General features: G+C 56.5%; 24 protein-coding genes. 6 read left to right on the top strand and 18 right to left on the bottom strand.

All coding sequences use genetic code 11. The features are described from left to right. Positions 1-5 precede the first annotated feature (5 nt). The 5 genes from rpsM to LC334_RS01665 form a co-directional block, all read right to left on the bottom strand. Positions 6-374 (bottom strand): 30S ribosomal protein S13, encoded by a 369-nt coding sequence (gene rpsM / locus LC334_RS01645; RefSeq protein WP_085798478.1) that lies wholly within the window; start codon positions 372-374, stop codon positions 6-8. Between the two features lie 195 nt (positions 375-569). Beyond that, entirely contained in the window at positions 570-1,217 is a 648-nt protein-coding gene (locus tag LC334_RS01650) for an adenylate kinase (protein WP_085798479.1), read from the bottom strand. Beyond that, the gene (secY, locus tag LC334_RS01655; protein ID WP_085798480.1) at positions 1,214-2,578 is read right to left on the bottom strand and encodes a preprotein translocase subunit SecY; all 1,365 of its coding nucleotides are present in this window, start codon (positions 2,576-2,578) and stop codon (positions 1,214-1,216) included. Before secY ends, LC334_RS01650 begins: the two co-directional genes overlap by 4 nt. A gap of 111 nt (positions 2,579-2,689) precedes the next feature. Continuing rightward, a complete protein-coding gene (rplO, locus tag LC334_RS01660; RefSeq protein ID WP_085798481.1) occupies positions 2,690-3,163 on the bottom strand; it encodes a 50S ribosomal protein L15 in 474 nt (157 codons plus the stop codon). 230 nt (positions 3,164-3,393) lie between these two features. Next, complete coding sequence (locus LC334_RS01665) at positions 3,394-3,753, bottom strand: hypothetical protein (protein ID WP_085798482.1); 360 nt, start codon at positions 3,751-3,753, stop codon at positions 3,394-3,396. A gap of 183 nt (positions 3,754-3,936) precedes the next feature. Here LC334_RS01665 and LC334_RS01670 point away from each other — a divergent pair, with 183 nt between their 5' ends. Next, a complete protein-coding gene (locus LC334_RS01670; RefSeq protein WP_085798483.1) occupies positions 3,937-5,061 on the top strand; it encodes a helix-turn-helix domain-containing protein in 1,125 nt (374 codons plus the stop codon). Positions 5,062-5,149: 88 nt separating this feature from the next. On the opposite strand, the gene LC334_RS01675 is transcribed toward LC334_RS01670, so the two are convergent. Further along, a complete protein-coding gene (locus LC334_RS01675; RefSeq protein ID WP_176237593.1) occupies positions 5,150-5,299 on the bottom strand; it encodes a hypothetical protein in 150 nt (49 codons plus the stop codon). A gap of 118 nt (positions 5,300-5,417) precedes the next feature. Beyond that, on the bottom strand, positions 5,418-5,804 hold the full coding sequence (locus tag LC334_RS01680) for an ectoine synthase (RefSeq protein WP_085798485.1): 387 nt from the start codon (positions 5,802-5,804) through the stop codon (positions 5,418-5,420). 57 nt (positions 5,805-5,861) lie between these two features. Here LC334_RS01680 and LC334_RS01685 point away from each other — a divergent pair, with 57 nt between their 5' ends. Next, positions 5,862-6,590: a vWA domain-containing protein gene (locus LC334_RS01685; protein ID WP_223412842.1), complete on the top strand. Its 729-nt coding sequence runs from the start codon at positions 5,862-5,864 to the stop codon at positions 6,588-6,590. Between the two features lie 68 nt (positions 6,591-6,658). On the opposite strand, the gene LC334_RS01690 is transcribed toward LC334_RS01685, so the two are convergent. The 3 genes from LC334_RS01690 to LC334_RS01700 form a co-directional block, all read right to left on the bottom strand. Continuing rightward, positions 6,659-7,936 (bottom strand): 4-aminobutyrate--2-oxoglutarate transaminase, encoded by a 1,278-nt coding sequence (locus tag LC334_RS01690; RefSeq protein WP_085798486.1) that lies wholly within the window; start codon positions 7,934-7,936, stop codon positions 6,659-6,661. A gap of 129 nt (positions 7,937-8,065) precedes the next feature. After that, entirely contained in the window at positions 8,066-9,679 is a 1,614-nt protein-coding gene (locus LC334_RS01695; RefSeq protein ID WP_085798487.1) for an amidohydrolase, read from the bottom strand. A gap of 87 nt (positions 9,680-9,766) precedes the next feature. Beyond that, a complete protein-coding gene (locus LC334_RS01700) occupies positions 9,767-11,359 on the bottom strand; it encodes an ABC transporter substrate-binding protein (protein WP_085798488.1) in 1,593 nt (530 codons plus the stop codon). 150 nt (positions 11,360-11,509) lie between these two features. Here LC334_RS01700 and LC334_RS01705 point away from each other — a divergent pair, with 150 nt between their 5' ends. The 4 genes from LC334_RS01705 (at position 11,510) to LC334_RS01720 (ending at position 15,372) form a co-directional block, all read left to right on the top strand. Then, a complete protein-coding gene (locus tag LC334_RS01705; RefSeq protein WP_223412843.1) occupies positions 11,510-12,310 on the top strand; it encodes a helix-turn-helix domain-containing protein in 801 nt (266 codons plus the stop codon). Between the two features lie 67 nt (positions 12,311-12,377). After that, positions 12,378-12,626, top strand: a complete 249-nt coding sequence (locus LC334_RS01710; RefSeq protein WP_085798490.1) for a hypothetical protein — start codon at positions 12,378-12,380, stop codon at positions 12,624-12,626. A 170-nt stretch (positions 12,627-12,796) separates the two neighbouring features. Next, a complete protein-coding gene (locus LC334_RS01715) occupies positions 12,797-13,279 on the top strand; it encodes a hypothetical protein (protein WP_085798491.1) in 483 nt (160 codons plus the stop codon). 65 nt (positions 13,280-13,344) lie between these two features. Then, entirely contained in the window at positions 13,345-15,372 is a 2,028-nt protein-coding gene (locus tag LC334_RS01720; RefSeq protein ID WP_085798492.1) for a sigma-54-dependent Fis family transcriptional regulator, read from the top strand. A 147-nt stretch (positions 15,373-15,519) separates the two neighbouring features. On the opposite strand, the gene LC334_RS01725 is transcribed toward LC334_RS01720, so the two are convergent. The 8 genes from LC334_RS01725 to LC334_RS01760 form a co-directional block, all read right to left on the bottom strand. Further along, entirely contained in the window at positions 15,520-16,563 is a 1,044-nt protein-coding gene (locus LC334_RS01725; protein WP_085798493.1) for an NAD(P)-dependent alcohol dehydrogenase, read from the bottom strand. A gap of 45 nt (positions 16,564-16,608) precedes the next feature. Then, positions 16,609-18,246 carry a molecular chaperone GroEL gene (groEL, locus tag LC334_RS01730; protein ID WP_085798494.1) on the bottom strand — a complete coding sequence of 546 codons (1,638 nt, stop codon included), beginning with the start codon at positions 18,244-18,246 and terminating at the stop codon, positions 16,609-16,611. A 74-nt stretch (positions 18,247-18,320) separates the two neighbouring features. Then, complete coding sequence (locus tag LC334_RS01735) at positions 18,321-19,136, bottom strand: metal-sulfur cluster assembly factor (RefSeq protein ID WP_085798495.1); 816 nt, start codon at positions 19,134-19,136, stop codon at positions 18,321-18,323. Positions 19,137-19,140: 4 nt separating this feature from the next. Continuing rightward, entirely contained in the window at positions 19,141-20,166 is a 1,026-nt protein-coding gene (locus tag LC334_RS01740; protein WP_085798496.1) for an amidohydrolase family protein, read from the bottom strand. Between the two features lie 89 nt (positions 20,167-20,255). Beyond that, a complete protein-coding gene (locus LC334_RS01745) occupies positions 20,256-20,627 on the bottom strand; it encodes an MmoB/DmpM family protein (protein ID WP_085798497.1) in 372 nt (123 codons plus the stop codon). An 18-nt stretch (positions 20,628-20,645) separates the two neighbouring features. After that, positions 20,646-21,710: an aromatic/alkene monooxygenase hydroxylase subunit beta gene (locus LC334_RS01750; protein WP_085798498.1), complete on the bottom strand. Its 1,065-nt coding sequence runs from the start codon at positions 21,708-21,710 to the stop codon at positions 20,646-20,648. Between the two features lie 52 nt (positions 21,711-21,762). After that, positions 21,763-22,821: an NADH:ubiquinone reductase (Na(+)-transporting) subunit F gene (locus LC334_RS01755; RefSeq protein ID WP_085798499.1), complete on the bottom strand. Its 1,059-nt coding sequence runs from the start codon at positions 22,819-22,821 to the stop codon at positions 21,763-21,765. A gap of 85 nt (positions 22,822-22,906) precedes the next feature. Continuing rightward, complete coding sequence (locus LC334_RS01760) at positions 22,907-24,571, bottom strand: aromatic/alkene/methane monooxygenase hydroxylase/oxygenase subunit alpha (RefSeq protein WP_085798781.1); 1,665 nt, start codon at positions 24,569-24,571, stop codon at positions 22,907-22,909. Between the last annotated feature and the right edge of the window lie 263 nt (positions 24,572-24,834).

Raw genomic sequence — 24,834 nt, forward strand, 5'->3', positions numbered from 1 at the left:
CTCCCTTATTTCTTCTTGCCGGCAATGGCCTTTGCGGGGCCTTTGCGGGTGCGTGCGTTGGTATGGGTGCGCTGGCCGCGAACCGGCAGGTTGCGACGGTGGCGCAGACCACGGTAGCAGCCCAGGTCCATCAGGCGCTTGATGTTCATCTGGGTCTCGCGGCGCAGATCGCCTTCAACGTTCAGGTTGGCATCAATATGTTCGCGAACGGCCAGAACTTCGGCATCGCTCAGTTCGTTCACACGACGGCTGGCGTCGATATTCACGGCTTCGCAGATGGCTTTGGCGGTCGAGTGGCCAATTCCGGTGATATATGTCAGGGCGATCGGGACCCGCTTAGAGGTCGGGATGTTTACGCCGGCAATACGTGCCACGTGTTATTTTCCTTTTCGTTGCGGGTCCGTAACGCCAGACCCTTTTTTCACAACGCAGGCCCGAGACGTTTTCGCCCGGGCCGCAGCTGAATTTCTATGGTCAATTCCCCTCGGGCGCGACCCGAAACAGAATCAATTCTCGTGAGAGATGGTGCTGGTTATGGGGATTTTCAGGGGGCGTCAAGCCCCAGGCAATCAATTGTCCAGCGCAGTCGCGATTTCGGCCTGAACCGCGTCGATTTCACCCAGACCGTTGACCCACGAAAGCTTGCCCTTGGCATGGTAATAGCCAATCAGCATCGAGGTTTTCTTGTAGTATTCCATCAGCCGGTTCTTGAGGCTTTCCTCATTGTCATCCGCCCGGCGGGTGAATTCCTTGGCCTGACCGCACTTGGTGCATTTGCCGTCTGCGGGGATCGGCTTGGTGATGTCATTGTAGACCTCGCCACAGCCCGAGCAGGTCGAACGTGCGGTAATGCGCGCCACCAGCGCATCATCATTCACTTCCATCGCGACGACCTTGTCCAGCGTCTCACCGGTATCCTCAAGCAGCTTCGCCAGCGCATCGGCTTGCGCCAGCGTCCGCGGGAAGCCGTCAAAGATGAACCCGCCCTTTTTGTCGCCCTGCAGCTTTTCGCGGATCAGGCCAATCACGATTTCATCCGTCACAAGATCGCCGCGCGCCATCACGTCAGCCACGATCTTGCCCATCTCGGTACCGCTGTCCTTAGCTTCGCGCAGCATATCGCCTGTTGAAAGCTGGATCATGTTGCGCCCCGCAACGAGCAGGTGAGCTTGTGTGCCTTTACCGGCACCCGGCGGTCCAAGAAGAATGATGTTCATCGGCGAGTTGTCCCCTTTCTGCGCGAACGCTTGCGACCCTTGCCGCTGAGCTGTGATTTTTCAATAAGACCTTCATATTGGTGGGCAAGCAAGTGCGATTGCACCTGTTGGATGGTGTCCATCGTCACCGACACCACGATCAGCACGGACGTGCCGCCGAAATAGAAAGGGATCTGCAACTGGCTGCGCAGGATCTCGGGCAGCAGGCAAACAAGCGCCAGATAGGCCGAGCCCAGAACCAGCACTCGTGTCACCACATATTCAAGATACTCAGCCGTCTTCTTGCCGGGGCGCACACCAGGCACGAAACCATTCTGGTTCTTCAGATTGTCGGCGACATCATCGGGCTTGAAGGCCACGTTATAGGTGTAGAAATAGGCGAAGAACACGATCATCAGCGTGAAGAAGGCCAGATAAAGCGGCTGCCCGGGGCCAAAATAAGCCAGGATGGTCGACATCAGCGGGCTGGTCTGGTTACCCGAAAACGTGCTGACCGTAACCGGCAGCAGCAGCAGCGAACTGGCGAAGATCGCCGGGATCACCCCTGACGGGTTGACCTTGACGGGCAGATGGCTTGACCCGCCGTCATAGACCTTCATCCCGACCTGACGGCGCGGATACTGGATGTGAATCTTGCGCAACGAGCGTTCCATGAACACCACGAAGGCGATGGTTGCGATCACCATGAAGATGACACCAATGATCACGGCCGGGCTGATCGCGCCACTACGACCGCTGGCAAAGAACTGCGCCAAAGCAGCGGGAAGCTCGGCGATGATGCCCACGAAAATGATCAGCGAAATACCGTTGCCGACGCCGCGCGCTGTGATCTGCTCACCCAGCCACATCAGGAACATGGTGCCGCCCACCAGTGTAATCATGCAGGATACGATAAAGAACGTGCCCGGATCGGTCGCCAGACCGCCCGATTGCAGACTGACCGCCATGCCGTAGGATTGCAGCGTCGCCAGCCCCACCGTACCGTAACGGGTGTACTGGTTGATCTTCTTGCGGCCCTGCTCGCCCTCTTTCTTCAGCTGTTCCAGCTGCGGCACCATCGCCGTCAAAAGCTGCACGATGATCGAGGCACTGATATAGGGCATGATACCAAGCGCAAAAATCCCCATCCGCCCCAGTGCGCCGCCGGTAAACATCGACAGGATACCGCCGATCCCTTGCGCCGCCTCTTCCATAAAGGCACGCAACTCGGCCCCGTCGATACCCGGCACCGGGATATAGGTGCCCAGGCGGTAAACGATCAGAAGGCCCAGCGTGAACAGGATGCGATTGCGAAGATCGGTGGCCTTGCCAAGCGCTCTCCAGCTTGTGTTGGCGGCCATTTGCTCTGCTGCAGATACCATCAGCGGTCTCTCTCTAAAGTCAACGCCGCCACAAGCTGTTTTCCAGCTCGGGCGGCGTTAATAGGAAAACTAAGGGTGTATGTAAGGCGCAGGCGCGCCTGTCACAACCTCTTATTCGGCCGCCTGCGCGGAAGTGATCGTCAGTGACCCACCGGCTTTTTCCACCGCTTCCACGGCAGATTTAGATGCACCGGTCACTTCAAGTGTCACTTTGGCGCTGATTTCGCCTTTGGCCAGAATGCGCACACCGTCAAGCTTGCGGCGAACGATGCCGGTTTCAACCAGGACATCCTCGGTGATGGCTTTTTTGGCGTCCAGTTTCTTGGCGTCTACGAATTTCTGGATCAGGCCCAGGTTCACAACGGCATATTGCTTGCGGTTGGGCTTCGAAAAACCACGTTTCGGCAGCCGTTGGTAGAGGGGCATCTGCCCGCCTTCATACCCGGCGATTGCAACACCCGAACGGGATTTCTGACCTTTGATACCACGACCAGCGGTTTTACCCATGCCCGAACCCGGGCCACGGCCAACGCGCTTGCGTTTCTTGGTTGCGCCTGGATTGTCACGCAGTTCATTCAGTTTCATTTCGCTTCTCCTAAGCCGGATGTGACCCCCGAAGCGTTATGGGTCAACCACGGCATTTCTTGGTTGTTGAGTCGGCAGCCCTTTCGGCCACCGAGCGCGTATAGACCCGTTGGCACCGGCGATCAAGGCCCGTGATTGAATGCTGCGTCAAAACGGCACCATCGTTCTCTGTGATCAGCGGGGAGCAACGCAGCAAACTGCATTTGCCCCACGCCAGCGCTTATCGAAACTCAGTAATTATTGGGATTGCCCTGAAGTAACATGCTGGCTGCATCGGCCTCGCCCTCTTTGATCCAGATCGCACCTTCCTCGTGAATTATCGCCGTCCAGCAACCAAAACCATTGCCATAATCCATACAGCCTGTATCGCCTTCGACCTTCCACTTCGCGCTATAGCCATCCCCGCGTATGGTGCCATCCGCATCGTAGTATTCCGCAAAGGGGTCGGTGCCTGTACTGCCCTGCAACGTGTTCCCACTGAGGTAGGCCTTGATCTCAGCCCCGGTCGCCATGTCGCCGGCAACTGACATTTGAGGTATCATGCCAATGGTGGCGGCGGTCACGATGGCTTTCGCGGATAGGATTTTCATGCGTTAAGTCTCCTTGTTTTTTTCATCTCATGATCCGGCCTGCGCCGTCATGACAGATCAAGGCAGAGACAGTTTCGCCGAGAAAATCATTAATCTGGATAGAAGTTAACAATTTCGCTGGAAGAACTGGTAGGCAATTCAAAGGAATTGAATTGCCACGCCACAAGGACCTGCGAGACCACTATGATCAATGTCGAAACCGTTTTTTTGGGGGCGGCCCTGCACGGTGTCGCACTTGTGCTGCTGCTTCTGTTCAACGGGTATTCCAACCGTCGCGCGAATATCCTGCTGGCTGTGTTGGTTGGCCTTTTGACGATCACGATGTGGAATGTTTTTGTGTATCGTTCCGACGCAGGCCGGGCGGCGCTGATCATCGACTATTATCTCTGGGTGACGCCGCTTCTGTGGGCGCCCTTCCTCTATCTCTATGTCGGCCAGATGACCAAACAAAAGCCAGCAAACGCAAAGCTGGTTTTGCTGCACTCGCTTCCGGCACTGCTGGCTGCTGTTACACAGATACCGATCCACCTTCTGGCCGATACCGGGCCCGGCGCAGCCACTGGCACCTTGGCGTACAACGCGGTTGTGATCTTTATCTACCCGCAGACAGCGACCTATGCCCTACTGTCGCTGCAACTGCTGCGAACTTACCGTAATGCGGTGAAAGACAGCTTTTCGACGATCGATGCCATCAACCTCAACTGGCTGAAAACCGTTGTCATCGTTTTCTCTGTGGTTTTGATGGGAGACATGTCGCTGAACATCCCTGCCACGTTCTTCAGCGCCAGCATGCCGTTTTTCTACAACGTCATTCTTCTGGCCGAGGCCGGGGCAATCTTTGCCATCGGTTATCTATCCCTGCGCCAGCCCGAGATCATCGCGGGCACCAGCCTGCCAGACCCACACCAGATCACCGAAACCAAAATCAAGTATTTCGGCTCGGCGATAGATCAGCAGCTAGGTCGTGAGCTGGCTGATAAGCTTGATCAGGATATGACCGAACAGAAGCTCTTTCTGCGCAACGCGCTATCGCTGACCGAACTGGCCGAGGTGATGGGCCTCAGCACCCAGAACCTGTCACAGGTCATCAATCAGCACCGCCACAAGAATTTTTACGATTATGTGAACGGCTACCGCGCGCGCTATGCCGCGGATCAGCTGACCCTGCACGGCAAAGTAAACCTGACCCGGCTGGCCTATGACGCGGGTTTCAACAACAAGGTCAGCTTCAACAAGGCGTTTCGGAAATATACCGGCCAGACGCCCTCGGAATTCGTCAGGAAACAGCACGACCCGGCCCTGCCCTGATCATTTCTCTGGGTGATCAGCTCATCAAAAGCGCCCCTGTCCGCTGACGGGCGCGATTTCGATCCGGGTCAGACCGGGCCGACTGGCATTAATCGGTTTTGTCGCCGCACTGCTCGTGCAGATCTCCGGCTCTATGCGAAACAGGCTGCGCGGCGGGCGCATTCATCTGTTGCAGGATTTGATGCGTAGGCGTGGTAAGTGCCTCGATGAAAAACATCGGTTTGGTCGACTTATTCATGTGCGGCTTTCCTGATTGCGGCCTTGGGCCATCCGCACCCAGATAGGTACCGCGCGCGTTCAAAAACAGCTTCAGGGCTCGCAATGCCGCCTTGCACCAGACGCATGGATCGACACGCCTATTTCGAGGCGGCGTAGCTACCATCGGCATCGTGCAGCTCCTCGCCGCTGAGCGCAGGCGTGAAAATGCAGATCAGGCGCAGATCGCTCACCGTGGCGCGGATGATATGGGCGTCATGCCGGTCCAGCACATACATCGTGCCGGGACGCAGAGGCCAAACACGACCTGTCGCCACCTCTTCGACCTCACCCTCGCCTTCGATGCAGTAATTGGCCTCGATATGGTTCTTATATTCCAGCCGCTGGGTGCTGCCCCGCTTCACCACCGTGTCATGAAACGAATAACCCAACCCATCTGCCGCAAGCAGGATACGGCGACTTTCGAACGCCTCACCTTTAACGTGGGCGGCGGTATCCAGTGTGTCTGACAGGGTTTTGACAAGCATCGCACGGTCCTTTCATTGATCTGAAGGCCACTCTAGTGCCAGACTTGGCGCATGAGAATGGGATTGACCCTTGTGGGCGCGGCATTGCTTTGCGTATCTGTCGCGCCGCCCCCGCCGGTTCGGGCGGCCTCGGGCTGTGCAGCGGATGCGATGCTGGTCTTCGACGGCTCCGCCTCGATGGCCGAGGTGGGGTTTGATGCGAATGCGCCAACCCGGATTGAAGAGGCGCGCACGGCTCTGCGCCGGGCGATGCCACAAATCGCACCGGTACGGCGGGTCGGCCTTCTGGTTTATGGCCCGGGGCCGGAAGGATCATGTGACGGCATCAACCTGCACTTTGCGCCGGTTGCCGATGCTGCCGAGCCGGTGATCGCTGCCATCGAACACGTCGATCCCAACGGGTTGACACCCCTGACCGCCTCGGTCCGCGCTGCGGCAGAGGTGCTTGACTATCGCGCCCGCCCCGCCATCGTGGTGCTGGTCACCGACGGGAATGAAACCTGTGGTGGCCGCCCCTGCCAGACTGGCAAGGAACTGGCCTTGGCAGCCCGGGATCTTACGATCCATGTCATCGGCTTTCGCGTGGTTGCCGACCCCTTCGCCTGGGACAGCCCCGAAGCCGGCGTCTATTCCGGTGGCGCATCGGTCGCCAAATGCCTCAGCGACGGCACCGGCGGCACCTATGTTTCGACCCAGACAGTGGACGAACTGGCCGAGGCGTTGCGCGAAACCTTGGGCTGCGCACTTATCGGTCACGGACCCCGCCGCAAGCAACGACTTGGCTAAAGAGTGTTACCGGGAACAAAAACAGCGCCGGAAAACCCGGCGCTGTGCTACTTCGTATCGCGTAGCGTCTAAGCTGCTTTGGCGGCCTCGATTGAGGCTTCGAGAATATCCAGACCCTCGGCAAAGACCTCATCCTCGATGGTGATCGGCGCGAGGAAACGGACCACATTGCCGTAGACACCACAGGTCAACAGGACCAGATTGCGGCTAAGCGCCTCGGCACGGACGCGATTGGCGAAATCCGCATCCGGGGCGCTGCCGTCCGCTGTGTTGAATTCCGCCGCGACCATGAAGCCTGGACCGCGGATATCAACCAGTTGCGGCGTATTTTGGCGGATCGATTCAAGGCGCTGCTTGAGGCGCGAACCCAATTCGTTGGCGCGGGCGCAGAGGTCTTCTTCTTCGATCACATCCAACACCGCATGCGATGCTGCCACACCCAGCGGGTTGCCCGCATAGGTGCCGCCCAGACCCCCGGGATCAGCGGCATCCATCAGGTCGGCACGACCGGTCACAGCCGCAAGCGGCAGGCCACCGGCCAGCCCCTTGGCCATCGTAGTGATGTCGGCGGCCACGTCATAGCCTTCCATCGCGAACATATGGCCGGTGCGGGCAAATCCGGTTTGCACCTCATCTGCGACCATCACCATGCCGTGCTCGTCGCAAAGCTCGCGAATGCCGCGCATCAGTTCGGCAGGCGCCGGATAGAAGCCACCCTCGCCCTGCACCGGTTCGATGATGATCGCGGCCACGCGGCCCGGGTCCAGATCGGCTTTGAACAGGCCCATCAATGCGCCCATCGCATCATCGGCGCTGGCACCGTGCAGCTCGACCGGGAACGGCACGTGGTAGACATCCGGCATCATCGCACCGAAACCTTTCTTGTAGGGAACGACCTTACCGGTCAGGCTCATGCCCATGAAGGTCCGGCCATGAAATCCGCCGCCGAAGGCGATGATCGCCGGGCGGCCGGTTGCGGCGCGCGCGACTTTGATCGCGTTTTCAACCGCTTCGGCACCGGTGGTTACAAAAATGGTCTTTTTCTCGAAATCACCCGGCACTTTTTCGTTCAGGCGTTCGGCCAATTGGATGTAATTGGCATAGGGCATCACCTGATGGCAAGTATGGGTAAACGACCCCAGCTGCTTTTCCACCGCCGCCATCACCTTGGGGTGACAGTGGCCGGTATTCACCACCGCGATCCCGGCTGCGAAGTCGATATAGCGGTTGCCTTCGATATCCCAGACCTCGGCATTGCGGGCCTTTTCGGCATAAACCTGGGTCATCATCCCGACACCCCGGGCGATCGCGGTGTCGCGTCTGCTGCTCATTTCTGTATTCAGCATGGTCAAGTCCTCTTGTTTTCCGGGCCGTAAGAAAGGGGATGGCGCGCCGGATCAGGCAGAGGTTTATCAAGATTATCTGGGTTCACAACCGGATTCATCCGGAATTTGATCAAATCACGAAGCACCACTTCAGGCGCGATAAACGCAGGCCCCGCGACGGATGGTCTGACGGACTTGAAGCTGCTCGATTTTCTCAGGCTCCACCAAGGGGTTGCCGCTGAGCACGGCGAAATCAGCCAGCTTTCCGGAGGCGATCGAACCGCGCTGATCTTCCTGAAAAACCTGCCAGGCGGCGTCGATTGTCTGGGCGCGCAGGGCCGATATGGCGGAAATCCTCTCATCTCCGCCCAGCAAACGACCACTGGCAGTGCGTCGATTCACCGCGCAATGGGCCAGATGCAGGGGCCGCGTAGGCGTCACCGAGGCATCGTTGTGGATCGTGTAGCGCAGACCTGCCTTTTCGGCCGAGGCGGCGGGCGAAATCCGCGCCGCGCGATCTGGTCCCAGAAACGTGTCATAGTGCCGGTCACCCCAGAAATGGATATGCGCCGAGAAGAAGCTGACCGTCACGCCCAGCCGCGCCATGCGGGCCAGTTGATCGTCGCGCAGCACCTGACCATGGATGACCGTGTGGCGGTGATCGTCGCGCGGGGTGTTTACCTGTGCCGCCTCAATTGCATCGAGCAGCATGTCGGTGCCCGCATCGCCGTTACAGTGGCAGTGGATCTGAAACCCCAGCCCATGTAGTTTCCGCACCTGCGCATTAAGTTCTTCAACGTCGGTATAGGACATACCGCAGGGCGCATCCGGGTTGGACGGCTTGTGATAGGGCGAGGTCAGATAGGCTGTCTGAAGCTGGAATGCGCCATCGGTGAAAAGTTTACGCGGACCGAGCGTAAAATACGGCGTCTCGGGCCAGCCAAGCGGGTTCGGGCCTTGACTAAGGTCGGGTTCCAACTCTCCGATCGGCAAGAGCAGTATGTCGATACCCGGATCATCGCCCGACGGCAGGCTGGCAAAGTGCTCCAGCATGTCACGTGAGGCCCAGGCGTTTTGCGCGAATGTCACCCCATATGACAGATATTCATCGCGGCAGGCCTCAAAACCCTGCCAAAAACGGCTGCGGTCAATCAGGAAATCCGTAGCGCTCATCTCGCCCATGGCGGAAATACCTTCAATCAGGCCGGTCAGCGCGCCGGTTTCGGGATCACGGCCAAAACGCCCGCCGGGGGGATCAGGGGTGTGCCGGTCGACGCCATGTTTTTCCAATGCACAGGAATTGGCCGACCCGTTGTGCCCTGAGGCATGTATCACCCAGACCGGATGATCGGTGGAGACGCTATCAAGCTCCTCGCGGGTGGGCATGCGACGCTCGGCAATGGCAGTATTGTCAAAGAGCACACCCATCACCCAGTTGCCCTTTGACGTCTCAGCCGCCTTTTCGCTGAGCCGAGCCAAAGCGGTCGCCATATCCGTACAGTCACCCCGAGGCGGTGCAGACAGATCAACGCGGAAAAGCTGGATAAAGCCGGGATCAGGAAAATGCCCGTGCGGGTCGATGAAGGCAGGGATCATGGTTTGACCTTGCAGATCAACTTCTATCGCCGCCACCATGTTGGAACGCAGCCTGGCCTCGTCGCCAACGGCCACGATACGCTCACCTTCGGTCAACACCGCGCCCACCTCGGGATGATCATCATCCATCGTCAGGATCGTGCCATTGAAATAGAGCGTCTGACCCATCTTGCGTACCCTGTTGTCGGCTTTACCTCGGAAAACCTTCCGCGCCGGTCAGGACGCGGAAGGCCTTGTGTGATCCGGGAGAGGTGATCACACCATCCACCAACGCTCCAATATCCGGCGGCCGTCGAAGCCGCGGACCCAGCTGAGATCGCCATGCGCAATCTTATCGTTGCGGGCGTGCACCTCGTTGGCGAACATCGGCACGATGTTTCCACCCTCGTCGCGCAGGATGACCTGAATTTCGCGGTACATCTCGGCGCGCAGGCCTTCATCCAGCTCAGCGCGCGCACTCACCAACAACTCATTGAAGCGCGGATGATCCCATTGGGTGTCGTTCCATGCAGCCCCCGGTGCAAATCCGGTAGTCAGCATGGTATCCTCAGTTGAATAGCCACCCCAGTAGCTGGCACTCCACGGTTTGTTCATCCAGACATCCGACCAGTAGCCATCATTGGGTTCACGCACGACATTGATATTGATGCCCGCCGCCTTGGCCGAGGCCTGGAAGAGGACAGCGGCATCCAGCGCGCCGCTATAGGCCGCGTCCGAGGCGCTGAGGTTAATTTCAATATCACCGAGGCCGGATTTCTCATAGTGATGCCGGGCTTTGTCCGGGTCATAGCTAAGTTGCTCAATATCCTCCGCGTGATAGCGATAAGACGGCCCGATCGGATGGTCATTGCCCACCACACCGTGGCCAAACAGGATCTTGTCGACGATATCCTGACGGTTGATCGAGTATTTCAGCGCCTTACGCAGATGGACGTTGTCGAAAGGTGCGACCTTCGTCAGCATCGGGAAAGTATAGTGCAACGGGCCTGCGCCTTCTTCGATCACGATATTGGGGTTGCGCTCCATCAGCGACAGCGTCTTCAGCTCAACCCGGTCGATACAGTCAACTTCACCGGTGATCAGCGCGTTCTGACGTGCCGCAGGATCGGTAATCGACTGTAGGTCAATTGTGTCGGCATGGGCCGCGCCATCCTTCCAGTAGTTCGGATTACGTTCGAACTCATAGCGTTGGCCGGGTTGTTCGTTCTTGAGGATGTAACCGCCAGAACCGCCCGCCTGCCAGTCGATGCCATTATCCTTGGCGGGATAAATTCCGAAGGTCACCTCGTTGAAGTTGAAAGGGAAATCGGCATTGCCGGAAGCCAGCGTCACGACGATCGTGTTGCCGTCAGCCTTGATTTCGGTGACTGCATCCATCACCGGCTTGCCGACCGAGGTTGACTCTTCTCCACGGTGATAGTTGAGCGAGGCAATCACATCCTCGGTGGTCATTGTCTTGCCGTTGTGGAACTCCACCCCATCACGCAGCTTGAAGGTCCAGACCTTGGCATCAGGCGACGAACTCCACTCAGTTGCCAAAGCGCCGACCAGATTGCCCTGTGCATCCAGTTCGGTCAGCGTGTTGGCGACGCCATAAGAGACTACCCACTGCAAACCATTGGCGATTGTCGCCGGGTCAAGCGTGTCCGAAGTCGCGCCATGCCCCATCGCCAGCCGCATATGCCCGCCCTTTTTTGGGGTTGCTGCGTGGGCTGCATCAAAGAGGCCCGTACCGACCCCCATCGCCAACCCAATCGCCGTGCTGCGACCAAGGAATTCGCGCCGCGACATGCGGCCCATTTCCATCTCACCAATCAGCCATTTTGCGTGTTTGTCCTGTGCGTCCATGTCTTTTCCTCCCGAAAATCCTCACGGGGACAGCCGTGATATGGGGGAACAATCAGGCAAGGGATTGATTCTGGAAACTTAGCACCTGTATGCTTATGTAAGCATTCTGACGCTATTCCGCTTATAATCACGAAGGAAACGCCAGTTATAGTGGAAAATTTTTCGGTAAACCTGCGCAGCATTTGCGCCGAGCACGGCTCCATCGCGCAGGTGTGCCGCGAGATCGGTATCAATCGCCAGCAATTCAACCGTTACCTGAATGGCGGCGGCATGCCCTCGGCCCATAATCTGCGGCGCATTGCGCGGTATTTCAACCTTGCCGAGGCCGATCTTTTTGCCGACCACGGAGACTTCACCCGCCGCCATATCCTGAACCAGAAACGCACCGCCAGCGGGCCTGCCGACCTGATGACTGGGGCGTTTCGCGATCAGGCAAAGGTGCTGCGACGCTATCTGGGTTTCTATCACGCGCATTTCCAGACACCCAGTTGGGACGGAATGATCCTGCGCAGCCTGATCTGGCTTTATGAAAAAGACGGGTATGTCATGACCCGCTCGCTGGAGCGGGTCCGGTCAGAAGACGGCAACATCAACCAGAATTCGCGCTACGAAGGCATGGTGGCGCAACGTGGCAATCGTATCTATGCGGTCGAGCATGAGATGGTGCGCGAGGGCAGCATAGTCGAGACCATCCTGACGCCGTCACATCGCCAACAGGTCAAGTACCTGCGCGGTATGACGATCGGCGTCGCCTGGAGCCCGCATGTCAGCCCATATGCCTCGCGCTCGATCTGGAAACGGGTAGATGAGCGAATCAGCGCCCGCGACGCATTGAAGACTTGCGGTGCGTTTGCCACCCGCAGCCATCACATCGACCCGACAATTCGTAACTATCTGGAGGGCAAGGGCGACAGACCCCTACCCGCGCAGCCCACGAGTTTTCTGACCTGAGCTGCGAGCGGGTGTAGATTGTCGGAGTGCGCGGCCCTTCGAATAGATTCAGAGACTTTTTGGGCAAATGGCGCCGACCATGCATGCATTGAACGCCCTGGCTGCCGCCATCATTTGCGACGTCAGCGATCGTCGTCTGATAGGTTCTGAATGCCGGAGAACACCTGGGGCCAATTTTGTGATCTGCATTCGTCGTCAGCGGGCTGTTGGAGAAGCTGTCATAAAATATCATCAATTACCCTGCATTGAGCGCGTGTTTTTGGTGAAATTCTGCCAAGGTTATTGGGCGCTAGAGGTATATTTTATTGATGTTTGAGCCGAAATTCCTAGACATGATATATAGGTTAACGTTAGGTTAACCTGCGGACAGGGTGAAAAAATACCGGACTTAGAAATCCGCCTGAATTAGCGCTTTTTGGAATCTCACCTCATCCCGAAGTGCCTGCGATGCAACGAATTGTAGCTGTCAATTTCTGAGAGGCAACCATGGTTGATATTTTTTCGAAGAGTGATGGCCCGAGGCGTGAGGATGTCGCGTGCAAGCGGATAATTGAGGAAAACAAAACGACGATTCACAAGCTGGCCGATCAGATCAGCGGAGGTCAGTTTTCGCGATCCCGCGCAGCCAATGCGAAGGCCAAAGAAAGTCCAAAGCCCGATGGGTTGCGCATTCATATCATGGGGAGCGCCCCTGCTCCGTCGGCACCGGATCCTGTCGTGCGCGTCAGTCTGAATGGCCGGGTGATCGTGGTGGATAACACTACCAGTAAGCAGATGCGATTTCTTGGGCAGATGCGAACGAAAAATGGCCAGAACTTCTTTGCGCTCGCCACTAAAGAGAACGGTTTTATCTCACCGTTAGATGAAGAAACCGAAGAACTTCTTTGCGACCTCAACGGGGTCATCATCGAAAACGACGACATCAAAAAGAAGTTTGTTGACGTGATCACGAAGCGTCTTGATCTTTGAATAGGGGCCACCGTTTTGCTGTCTTGCGATGGGCGAAGCCATGGCCACCCAACAGAAGGTGACATATGCGAACAACCTACTTTGACACCAAGCGGCGATCGAAGACGGATGTAGCCACTCCCGAGGTTCGACAATCTCAACGCATAACCACAAAAGCCTGGGAAAAGTTTGTCGAGCGTGGACATGCAAACCAGGAAATAGAGCGAGCAGTTCGCTCGGAAATCCTTGAATCCTGGGCGCGCTGCACCGATTCAGGGATTAGTGCACTAGCCGTCGCCACGCCGGAAAAAGTGGACAAGGAAGATGTTTTCGTATTGCGCCGCAAAAACCGCTCGCTCTGCCTGGCCGCGCGTGCTGCCTTTCTTCGATTGGCACCGCACTTGGCAGAATCCGGTGCAATTCTTATCCTGACAGATCATACCGGCACAATCATCGACGCCACGGGCGATCCCAAGACGCTGGATGCCGGACGGGAAATCCAGCTGGAGCTTGGCGGGGTCTGGAACGAAGATGTCATCGGGACAAACGGGATTGGCACCGCATTGCGGACCGGCAAGCCGACCTATGTGCATGCAAGCGAACATTTCTGCCAGGGTATACAATCCTGGACATGTGCCGGCGTTCCCGTATTCGATCCGTTGGACAGATCGATCATCGGGGTTGTTGATCTTTCAGGGCCACCTGACATTTTCCAACCGCACAACGTGGCACTTGTCGTTGCCGCCGCCCGGGAAATCGAAATCGCTCTGGCCGAACAGCAGCGTGAAGAACGCACAAAACTGTTGGAAGCCTACATAGACTTGCCCAAAACACGCGATGCCGATGAGGCAATCGTGATTTTGAACGGGTCCGGACGGATCGTGTTCAGCCGGAATACCGATAGGGCGCCGGACCATAGCAAGAACAGTTTGCCTATTGGCAGGCAATTACTGAACTTCAATCCCAATATGACTGATGGCGAACTTGCTGCCGCTCTTCCTGCAAACCTAACCGCCAAGGCGATTGATATACTGAAATCCGGCGACGAAGTTCAGGGAGCCGCCCTGATATTGCCGAACAAATCCGCCCCGCCGGTGCGCCCCACCAAGCCCAAGGGCATTGCAATCAAACCGCGTGTTGGCGTTCAGGAGGATGAAATTTCCATTCTTGGTGAATGTCCCAAAATGCTGGAAGCGATCGAATTTGCGCGCCGGGCCGCATTGGCCAATGTGACGGTTCTGGTGCAGGGCGAAACTGGTGTCGGCAAAGAATTGTTCGCACGGCTGATCCACAGCCATCATGCCAAGGAAAACCCGCCTTATGTCGCTGTAAACTGCGCGGCAATTTCCGGAGAACTGGTTGGCGGAGAACTCTTTGGTCACGTTGCCGGCGCCTTCACCGGGGCACTGCGCGAGGGGAAAGCTGGTAAATTTGAGCAGGCCAATGGTGGCGTTCTGTGTCTGGATGAAATTGGCGATATGCCGCCCGAGTTGCAGACCTATCTGTTGCGCACGCTGGAACAGCGCGCGGTTTACCGGATCGGCTGCGACAAGCGCCGCCCGATTAATGTGCAATTGATTGCCATGACCAACCGGAACCTGCGCCAGGATATCGAAGCCGGTCAATTTCGTCGTGACCTGTTCTACCGCATTGGAACAATCGTGATCGATGTGCCGCCGCTGCGTGAACGTGGCCGGGATATCGACATCCTGACGGATCATTTCAATTTGACGTTGTCTGAAAAATTCAGCCGCGCGCCACTGGTGTTCGATCTGGATGTCGCCAAAGCGTTTCGGGAATATTCGTGGCCGGGCAATGTCAGGGAACTTCGAAATACCATCGAGCGTATTTGCCTGCTGCACAATGGCGATACCGTTACTCTGGCGGATCTGCCTGATGAAATTTCTCAGCCCGAAAGCAGCGTTTTCCTGTCGGGGGATGTCCGGCCTCGGACTAATGCGAACCTCGATCTGAACGGGGTCGAGTCACTGGCGATCCAACGCACGATAGATCAGCAACATGGCAACCTGACCAAAGCCGCGTCACAATTGGGGATTTCCCGCCCCACGCTGTATCGTAAAATCCGGCAATACGGTCTGAACCGCGGCAAATAGGCCGCCACGGTTGTCGCTGGCACGCGAAGGTTCGATCATGGGGCAGCTTCGCTGTTCAACGTGCGACCGGGTTTCAGATTTCAGAGATCAAAAAAATGATCTGGCCGGCAGGAAGAGGTCCGGCCAGATCAACGCCATCGGATCATCTTAGGGGACGATGACACCGCGGCCGGTAAAGCGGCGATTCTTGAAGTCATCGATGGCGGTGTTGATGTTCGCAAGTGAATACTCAGTGTAATGCATTTTCACCAAGCCATCCGCATTCAGTTCCATCAGCTCGACAAGCTCGGTATAGTCACCGACCAGGCTGCCGCCGATTTTGATCTCATTGACCACCAGTTCCACGGTCGGCACTTCGATCGTTCCGCCGTAACCGACAACAATCAACTCACCGCCCTGCCGCAGAAGCTTCCAACAGATGTTTTCGACACCCAATTCACCAACAAAGTCGATGACCACATGGCTGCCGCCACCGGTGACGTCCTTGACCTGCTCGATCAGGTCCGGCCCGCCATCCAGGACAATATCCGCTCCCAGTTCCTTGGCCAGAGCCTGCGCGCCAGGCTCCTGATCCACTGCGATAACGCGCGCACCACACAGGTTTTTAAGGCATTGAAGGGCGATGTGGCCCAGGCCGCCAACGCCCAGAACCGTGACATAGGCCCCGGGATAAACAAGCGCAGCCGCGCGTTTCGCTGCACGGTAGGCGGTAATGCCTGCATCGGCCATCGGCGCCACATCAAGTGGTGTGACATTGGTGTTCAGTTTGATCAACGAGCTTTCATTGGTGATGAAATACTCTGCAAATCCGCCGTCAAGGCCAAGGCCCGGGAACAAGCCGTGATCACAGTACATATCATGCCCATATCTGCAATTGAGGCAGATGCCACAGCTGCGGTGAGGGTGGCAGATGACGGCATCGCCGGGCTTGACGGAGGTGACATTACTGCCGACATCCTCAACCCAACCGGCATTTTCATGACCCATGACATAGGGCAAAAGGCTACCCTCGATGTCCATTATGTCCTTCCAGACACCTTCAATGATGTGCAGATCCGTCCGGCACAGCCCCGCCGCACCCACTTTCACGATCACCTCATCCGCTGCATTGACCGTGGGTTCCGAGACGTCTTCGATCTTGAGCTGGACGTTCATTGCGGGATCGTATTCGTATAGCCTTGCCGCTTTCATGTGAAGCCTCCTTCCATTCCTGTTCCTGTTATGCTGAAGATCGGATCAGGCCCGACCGAGAAGCTCGGCGCCGCCGCCGAGTGCCGCTCCCGCAGTGGGGTCGGCCTCACCTTCCTCCAGGTCACCCACCAGAGTTTCCGTTGTCAGGATAAGTGTTGCGACCGAGGTTGCGTTCACCAACGCGCTGGCTGTCACCCGCGCAGGGTCTATGATCCCTGATTGGAACATGTCGCGAAATTCACCACTATTGGCATCATATCCGTGCCCGGCCTGTGCTGAGATCACCGAGGCTACAACGGCGCAGGGATCAGCACCGGCATTGCTGGCAATCCGCTCGACCGGACGGGTCAGCACCGACCGCACAAGGTCAACCCCTTTGCTGACATCACCTTCGTTCGCCAATGCCAGATCATCCAGCACCGATCCGATCTGAGCCAGCGCGGTGCCGCCACCGGCGACGACGCCATCCTCTGCGGCGGCCTGAACTGCGCATAGAGAGTCTTCGATTAGCTGGATTTTGCGCTTTTGCTCCACCGGCGTGAAGCCACCCGCGTAGATCACTGCGGTTCCGCCCGACAATTTCGATACCCGTTCACGCAACTTATCCTGTTCGATATTGGGTGGGGCAACATCGTGCTGTCGTTGCACCTGTTCGCGGCGCGCCTTGATGTTTGCCGGATCACCTTCGCCGCCGATAATGCTGGTCTGGGACGAACTGACCTTAACCTTTTGCGCGCCGCCTAATTGGTCCGGCGTCACGTTTTCGATTTTCTTGCCCAGATCCCGAGCCAGAACTTCGCCACCGGTCAGAATGGCTAGATCATCCATCATCGCCGCCCGCCAGTGACCATATTCCGGCGGGTGAACAATCAGGTACTTCCCGGCACCGCCACCATCCATCAGGCTAATCACGACTTCGGGTGCTATTTCCTCGGCGATTATCAGCAATGGGCGGTTCTTCTCATCGGCAATACCACGCGCGTGTTGCAGGAGGTCGGGATGCAGAATTTTCTGGTCCGTCATCAGGACCAACGGATTATCCAATACCGCTTCCATGTTTTCCTGATCAGTCACCATGTGATGCGAAATATAGCCACGGTCGAACGACATGCCTTCGACGACTTCAAGTGTTGTGTCGATCGTGACGGAAAAATCAGCACTGATCACGCCCTCTTTGCCCACACGCTTATAGGCTTCGGCCACCAGTGAGCCCAATTCCGGATCCGTCGCAGATACGCGCGCGACCGCCGCGAGGTAATCCGGGTTGTCGTCACAGGATCGTGCGGTCTCATCCAGCCCCTCGATGATCCGTTCGACGGCAATTTCGATACCCTTGCACAGATCGACCGGTTTGACGCCCTGTTCGGTGATTTTCACGCCTTGCTGAACAAGGGCATTGGCCAGCACGATTGCGGTGGTCGTTCCGTCTCCGGCGACTTCATTGGTCTGCATGGAAACTTCACGAACGACTTGCGCCCCCATGTTTTCAAAACGGTCCCTCAGTTCGATTTCAGATGCAATCGTCACCCCGTCGCGGGTAACGAGCGGCGTACCGACGGGCCTATCTATCATTGCATTCAGGCCTTTGGGGCCAAGGGTAGGCTCCACCGCTGCCGCCAGTTTCGATACGCCTTGTGCCAGCGCTTGTCTTGCGGTTCCGTTGTGAATGAGAAGTTTGGCCATGGTATAATCTCCCTGACAGGCGCTCGGGCCCGGTCAATTTGAGTTGCTGTGTCTGATACGCTTTTTCGCTTCGGCTAAGTGGTTGCTAGAGGGTTCCGGTCGACATCCCGAGGGGGAACGCGATTCTGGATAAAGTCGATCAATCCCGGCCCGTCCTTGCCAATTTCAACCTCCTTGTAACGCGTCGATTGCAGCCCTCTGCAAAGCGCGCCGTTGAATTCCATGTTGATCCGGACACCACGCAGACGGGCCATGTAATCGCCCAGCTCTCCTTCGGTGAGCCGTTCGCCTTTCCAGGTGGGAAATGCCGGATCGGAGGGGCTTTCGGCCAATCCACGCGACATCAATAGTGACCGGTATCGCGGCTTCTCCTTGGCACTAACTGGGTCACAGAATTTGACCGCATCAAAGCCTTCCAGCGTCATGCCGATAATTTCTGCCGCCGGGTACCCTTTGGCCTTCAACGCCAGAAGCATCACTTCCTGACGCCGCATATATGCCTTTTCAAGGAATTTCAGGCGGACCGCATCCAGGTTTTCACCTTCACAAAATTCCGAGAACACGCTTGCAAAATTTCGACCGCCATTCACGCCCTCGTTTACACGATCAGCAAAGCAATGATCATTCAACGTCACGCCGACACCCGTTACCCAAGGTAGCCTTGAGACGGCATTGTGGATGTCGAAAGCCATGAGGAACGCAAAGTTCGGCGAGCACCAGTAGGTAGGAAGCCGAAACTCGACTTCCACCCTGTTATCTTGCTGGTCGACCGAGATCTTCTCGACGAAGCCCATATCCGTGACGGGTTCATCAAGCTCGGGATCTGTGACATGCTCCAGGCAATCCCAGATCTCGGCCACCAACTCGGTTTCCTGAAACTTCAGAAACATCGGATTACTCCGCTGCGATCTGAACCGGGGCGCCGCTCAGCTGCTTTTTCTTGGCCTCGACATCAATGTCGTAAAGGATTGCAGCATTCAGACCGAGGATTTTCTCCTTGATCTCATCGGTCAGTTGCACACCGCTGCGTTCGGCCGAAATATCCTCGGGAATCTGATACTCCCAGAACTGCTCGACCAGCCATTGCGGTGTCCAGATCGCATAATCTGACCCGAACAGGATCTTGTCTTCACCAATCCACCAGAGAAGCTCGGCCATCACCTCGCCGAAATAGCGCGGACGGGAGAAAATGAACGGCATGGCGACAGCAAGACCCGCGTAGACATTTGTTTCCTGCGTGGCAATCCAGCAGAAATCATCCAGCCGCGGCAATCCGCAATGTTCAATGATCCAGTTGAGGTTCTGGAAATCGGTGGCGGCATGGTCCACGTCATGGACGTCAAACGCATCCTTGTTCAGCGGGATGATCGTCGGACCCTTGTGAACATGAATGTTTTTGATACCCAGCTTGTCACAAAGTTCAAAACACTTGTAAGCCGCCGGATCGTTCAGCGCCCAACCTTTGCTTTCTCCGTTCCATTCGGCGGTGTACATTTTCACGCCCTGGATATCGAAGTTTTCCTTCATGTAGTGGATGTATTCCAGCGCCTTCTCGCCATCGCGCGGATCGAACGATCCATTCACGATAAAGCGTTCAGGATGACGCGACGCCATTGATGTACTGCGTTCGATGCTGGAAAAGCCGTTCTTGTAGAAGTCCCTGAGATATGTCGACTGGATTATCGCCACATCGTCGGGCCCGTCGATGAAAAGATCACGATAGACATCGTCCTCGGAATATTTCTCAAAGCGGGCTTTTTCCCACAGCTGTTCGGGCGGGCTCAGGTTTGTGTGGTAGGCGTAGAAGCAATCAATGAACTGCTTGCCGTGAACATTGCTCTGGTTTTCAGGGCTTCCGTCCCAGAAATGGGTGTGGCCATCGACGATAAAGATTTCCTTGCCGGATTTCGTCTTGAACATTTTTCTCCTCCAAAGATCGTTTAGGGAATTGGGGCGTTGAAAGGACTGTCGCGCTCTGGGGCTCGACCCGGGAGCGCGACAACGGACCGTTACTCGACGTATTCGAGCACATCATCCATGTTGCCGAAGAGAACGACCGTGTTGTCATCAACCCGGACCATCCGCCCGTAATGGGTCGACGTGTTCACTTCGAAGGTTTCAGCCGTCATCTCGCGACCCAGGTAATCGCTGATTTCATCCATTTTGAAGACCAGCTTGCCTTCCCCGTCGATGCGGATCGTTGCCGGATTATGGGTGATCGTCACCTTGGGGTCTTCATTCATGAATTCAGCAATCGCCCGCGCCTCGACCGAGTCGTTCATGGTCACGCCGCATTGGTGCGAAATGGTCTGTTCGAACTTGATATCCTTCATCGACTTGAAGATGTTCGTGTTTGTCGCGTCACGCGCTACATTTGACATTTACCTTGCTCCCTTGAATTAGCGGCTCAGGCCGAGTTCGGTCAGAATTTGACCAACGCGCTCGTTCGAGACGGCTTTGACATCTTCGAATGAGACAGGCTTGGAATGCGGTTGCGACCAGATCGGCTGCAGCGCCAGAGCGGCCTTGTCAGCCAGATCACCATGCTTCTTGACCCATGACTGGAACAGCGCCTTGTTATGCGCACCGTGCTCTTCGTCATTGGCCAGCAGGTACATCAGGTCGATGGTGTTCGCCAAATTCCTCTCGTAATCCGCCTCGGCAGCCGAAATCACCGGTGGCGTGACAAAATCGTTGTTTGCCGCCGCGGCCTGCATAAGAAAGCCCGAGCGGAACAATTCACCCACCAGCGGTTCAAAGACCAGATTGATAGCAAAGTATTGCTCAAGATAGTCCTCCGACCCCATGATCGTTTCGATCGCTTCGCGGGTCGGTTGCCACGTTGCATCTTCCAGCCAGGTTTTCTTGCCTAGCTCATCGTCCCAGCCGTCGATATCCATGCCTATTTCGGCAAGGTAGAGCGTGATGTCCTGCGCCAGGCGCAGCTTGTAGGAAGAGTTGGTCAACGTCGCGTTGTTGATCATCTGGGTATAGCCGTAACGCTGTGCTTGCATAAGCGATGTGCCAAGGCCGAATTCAGCATGTTTCCAGGCACCAAGATGAGCCTGCAAAATACGGTTCCAGGTCTTGTCAAAGGCCGCGTGCGCACCCGCTTTGCGCGCGTTTGCAATCACGGTCTGAACCATCGTACAGATCTTGGATTGACGCTGGTAATGGGTACGTTCCCATTCCTGATCCGGTGCACGGAAGGCATGCCAGTTGGAACTGAGCGCTGCGGTGAAATCCTTCTGGTAAGCGCCACCGCCTTTGCCGCCATCGAACTCGATGATCCAGTTCTGTATCAGGTAGCGCTCGGGATCGGGTTGCACGTCTACAGTCACGTCTTCGTAATGCGTCGCGCGCTTGCCCCTTGGTTCATAGTAGTTGTATTTGCGGCTGTTCGATCCGACGAATGTCGCAGCACCCGCTGCTCCGGAACCGACAGAACTTGATGTAGCTACCATTGTAGCCTCCCTTGGTTGGTTTCATTCACATGACTAGCGATCAGCCCAAACATCAGTGGGCCGATGAACCGGAAGTCGGTGTGAATTTGTCGAAGAAAATGCGCTCCATTTCGAAGTCATTCATGAAAAGCACGGGCGTCAGCGCGTCGATCATCGGAGGCGGGCCGCAAGCGTAAACATCGCCCTGACCATCGAGGTCCATTACTTTGAGGCGGTGGTCCACGCATTCATGCACAAAGCCGCGCTCCCCATGCCAGCTTTCATCATCATCTGCGTGGCTCAGCACCGGGATGAATTCAATCGAGGGATGCGCCTTGATGAGTTCGTCAATCTCCTCAAGTTTAAAGAGATCATCCTGCGTGCGCGCACCGTAGAAAAACAGGATCGGGCGATCCTCATTGCTTGCGAGTTGATCATGCAGGATCGACCAAACCGGCGACATGCCCGAACCGGCGCCGACCAGGATCACCGGTCCTTGTCTGTCTTCTCGTCTGAAGCACATTCCGTAGGGTCCTGTGAGTTTGACCGTGGCGCCTTTTTTGATGCCGCCTGCGTCGAGTTCGTTCGAGAACCGTCCGTCGGGGTATTTTTTGATGATGAACGAGAGTTTTTGGGCTTCGCCCGGCGAATTTGCCATGGAGAACGAGCGTGTAATCTCCTCCCCTTCTTCGGGGGTAACCGTGATGTCGACATATTGACCCGCCCAAAATTTGAGCGGTGTATCAATTTCAATTTCAACACCGCGAATGTCATGGGTTAGCTTTTGGAAATCGACAATTCGACCGTCGAACGATTTGACCGGAATGGATTTCGACAAAACCTCTTCGTCATAGTTCAGAAGCTCGATCTCAACATCACTGTAGGCAAGTGTGCGGCACATCAGGATGTGCCCGCTATCTTTCTCAAAGTCGTTGAGCGCAAATGTGGAGTATTTCAGCATCTCCGTTTCGCCATCAAGCCGGACGCATTTACAGGCCGAACATTGCCCTTCCTTGCAGCCATGCGGCAGCGCTATGCCTTGCCGGAATGCAGCGTCGAGGATGGTTTCATCTTCTTCCACCTCAAACTCGACGCCTACGGGCTCCAGTCTGACGTTGTATACGTCACTCATTTATCGAGTCTCCTGTGACTCTCAATCCGCCAGGGATTGCATAATTTCAGTGAGGCAGGGGCCGTTTCCGGCCCCTGCCAACAGCTTAGTTGCAGGGGTTGATGGTGAAACCCGCACGATACTCGGCCACGTGGGCCTCACGTTCCGCATCAGACATCGCGCGCAGGGCGTTCAGCGGCGAACCGAGCGTATGGCCACGCACATCGTCCAGCGTCCACATGTCCTTGTCGTCGAAACGAAGGTGCGGTTGCGGCACCAGGGTTTTTCCGTCTTCACGAACAAAGTTGAGGTCGGTGATGGCATCCGCCAGATCCCACCCGTCATAGACGGTTTCCCATTCACGCTTGCCCGAGAATTTACCCATGGCCGGTGTTGGACGACCCTGATATTCGTCGGCAAACGCCTCGACAGCTGTCCAGCGATCCAGCTCATGGGCGAAGGTGTGCAGCTTGCCGTCAATCTCATCGACAACCATGTCTTCACGGATCAGGCACGGCACCAGACACGACCAGCAGCGATGCGGATAGACATATCCCACCTCTTCGTTGAAAGTGATGACCTTCTGACCCGGAACGCTCAGCTTGGCATACCACTTCCAGAAATCGCCGAATTCAGCGTACCATCCCGGATACTTGTGCTCGAACCATTCAAAGTCTTTCTCGGTCTGAGCTTCGATCCGCCAGAAGTTTACCGGCCAGCCAACCGCGAAGAACTGGGCAACCTTGTGCACATAGTTCTTTTCGGTAATCCGCTTCCAGGCTTCCTGCACATCGTCGTGATGCACTTTGACGCCGTATTTTTCGAGCGGCAGCATGTAGGTGCGGTAATAGTCTTCGAAAATCCACCGGTGCCACATTTCCGCGTAGGATTCCTTTTCCTTGTCGCGGTTGGTGGTGCCGTATTCGATGAACGTCCCGATCGCCGCATCGACGATAGCGTGGTTCTGCCAGAAGGCGTAGCGCAGATCGCGCTCAAGCAACAGATGGTTCTCGGGCTCCTTCAACGCGGCCATCAGCAGCGAGTGCCCGTTGCCGATATGACGGCTTTCGTCCGACTGAACCGACAGGAACACAGTCGGCAACGCATAGTCGCCGTTGCGGGCAGCTTCTGATGGCATAGCCACGAAGAGCGTGTTGGTGAACGCCGTTTCCGCCACAACCGTCAGATACATGCACGCGGCGGTCATTGTGTCGCCGGTCAGGAAGCCTTCGCCGAACTGACGGCCAATGGTGGTCGCATAGCATTTACCAAAGGCTTCTTCGGTAATGTCGAACCCGGCCGGATCGATATAGTTTTCCATGTACCATTTCTTCAGGTTCATCTGAATCGTGGAGTGGCGGAACTCATCGACCATCTGCATCGTAAAGCCGGTGCGCAGATCTTCACCGGGGGCCAGACGGGCCACCATCGCCATCGAACGCGCCGCCGAGATCTCGGGGAAGGGAATGATCGCCAGAAACAGCTTCATCCATTCGATCCATCGCGGTTCGACATTGCGGAACATGTCGCCACGAAGGGCTGCATCCAATGCGCCATAGACCCGGTTGTCCTTCTCTTCTTCCATCGGGAAGTAGGACCGCAGAACCTGTTTCATCGGGTCGCGCGGGGCTTTGGTAATTTTATAGTCGGTCGGGAAAGTGCTGGCTTCCTGCACATAGCTCGGATTCCAGCCCAGGTCAGAGATCTTCTTGGTGGCCTCCCCCACCGAGATCCCCCGTTGGGATGTTATTTTGTTTAGCGTAATCGCCATGCCATGAGACTCCTTCAGCTTTGACCGGTTATCGGTCCGTTGGAGACAGCAGATGCTGTCAATTGGTTCGACCGAGGCCCCGAGACCGTGCGATATCGCAACGGTCACGGGTCCTGATCGATCGGGTCACGGCAAAGGTTTGAAAGCATGATGAACCGCGCGCTCAGAGTGGCACTACTGCCGGCTCCGGTCTGGTCGCGATCGTCTACTCCCTGTTCCTTCGTTCTTGGTGGTTTCCGTATTTCCGGAAACGCGGCGTTATA

The organism is Roseovarius aestuarii (assembly GCF_019966515.1).
GTDB classification, from domain to species: domain Bacteria; phylum Pseudomonadota; class Alphaproteobacteria; order Rhodobacterales; family Rhodobacteraceae; genus Roseovarius; species Roseovarius aestuarii.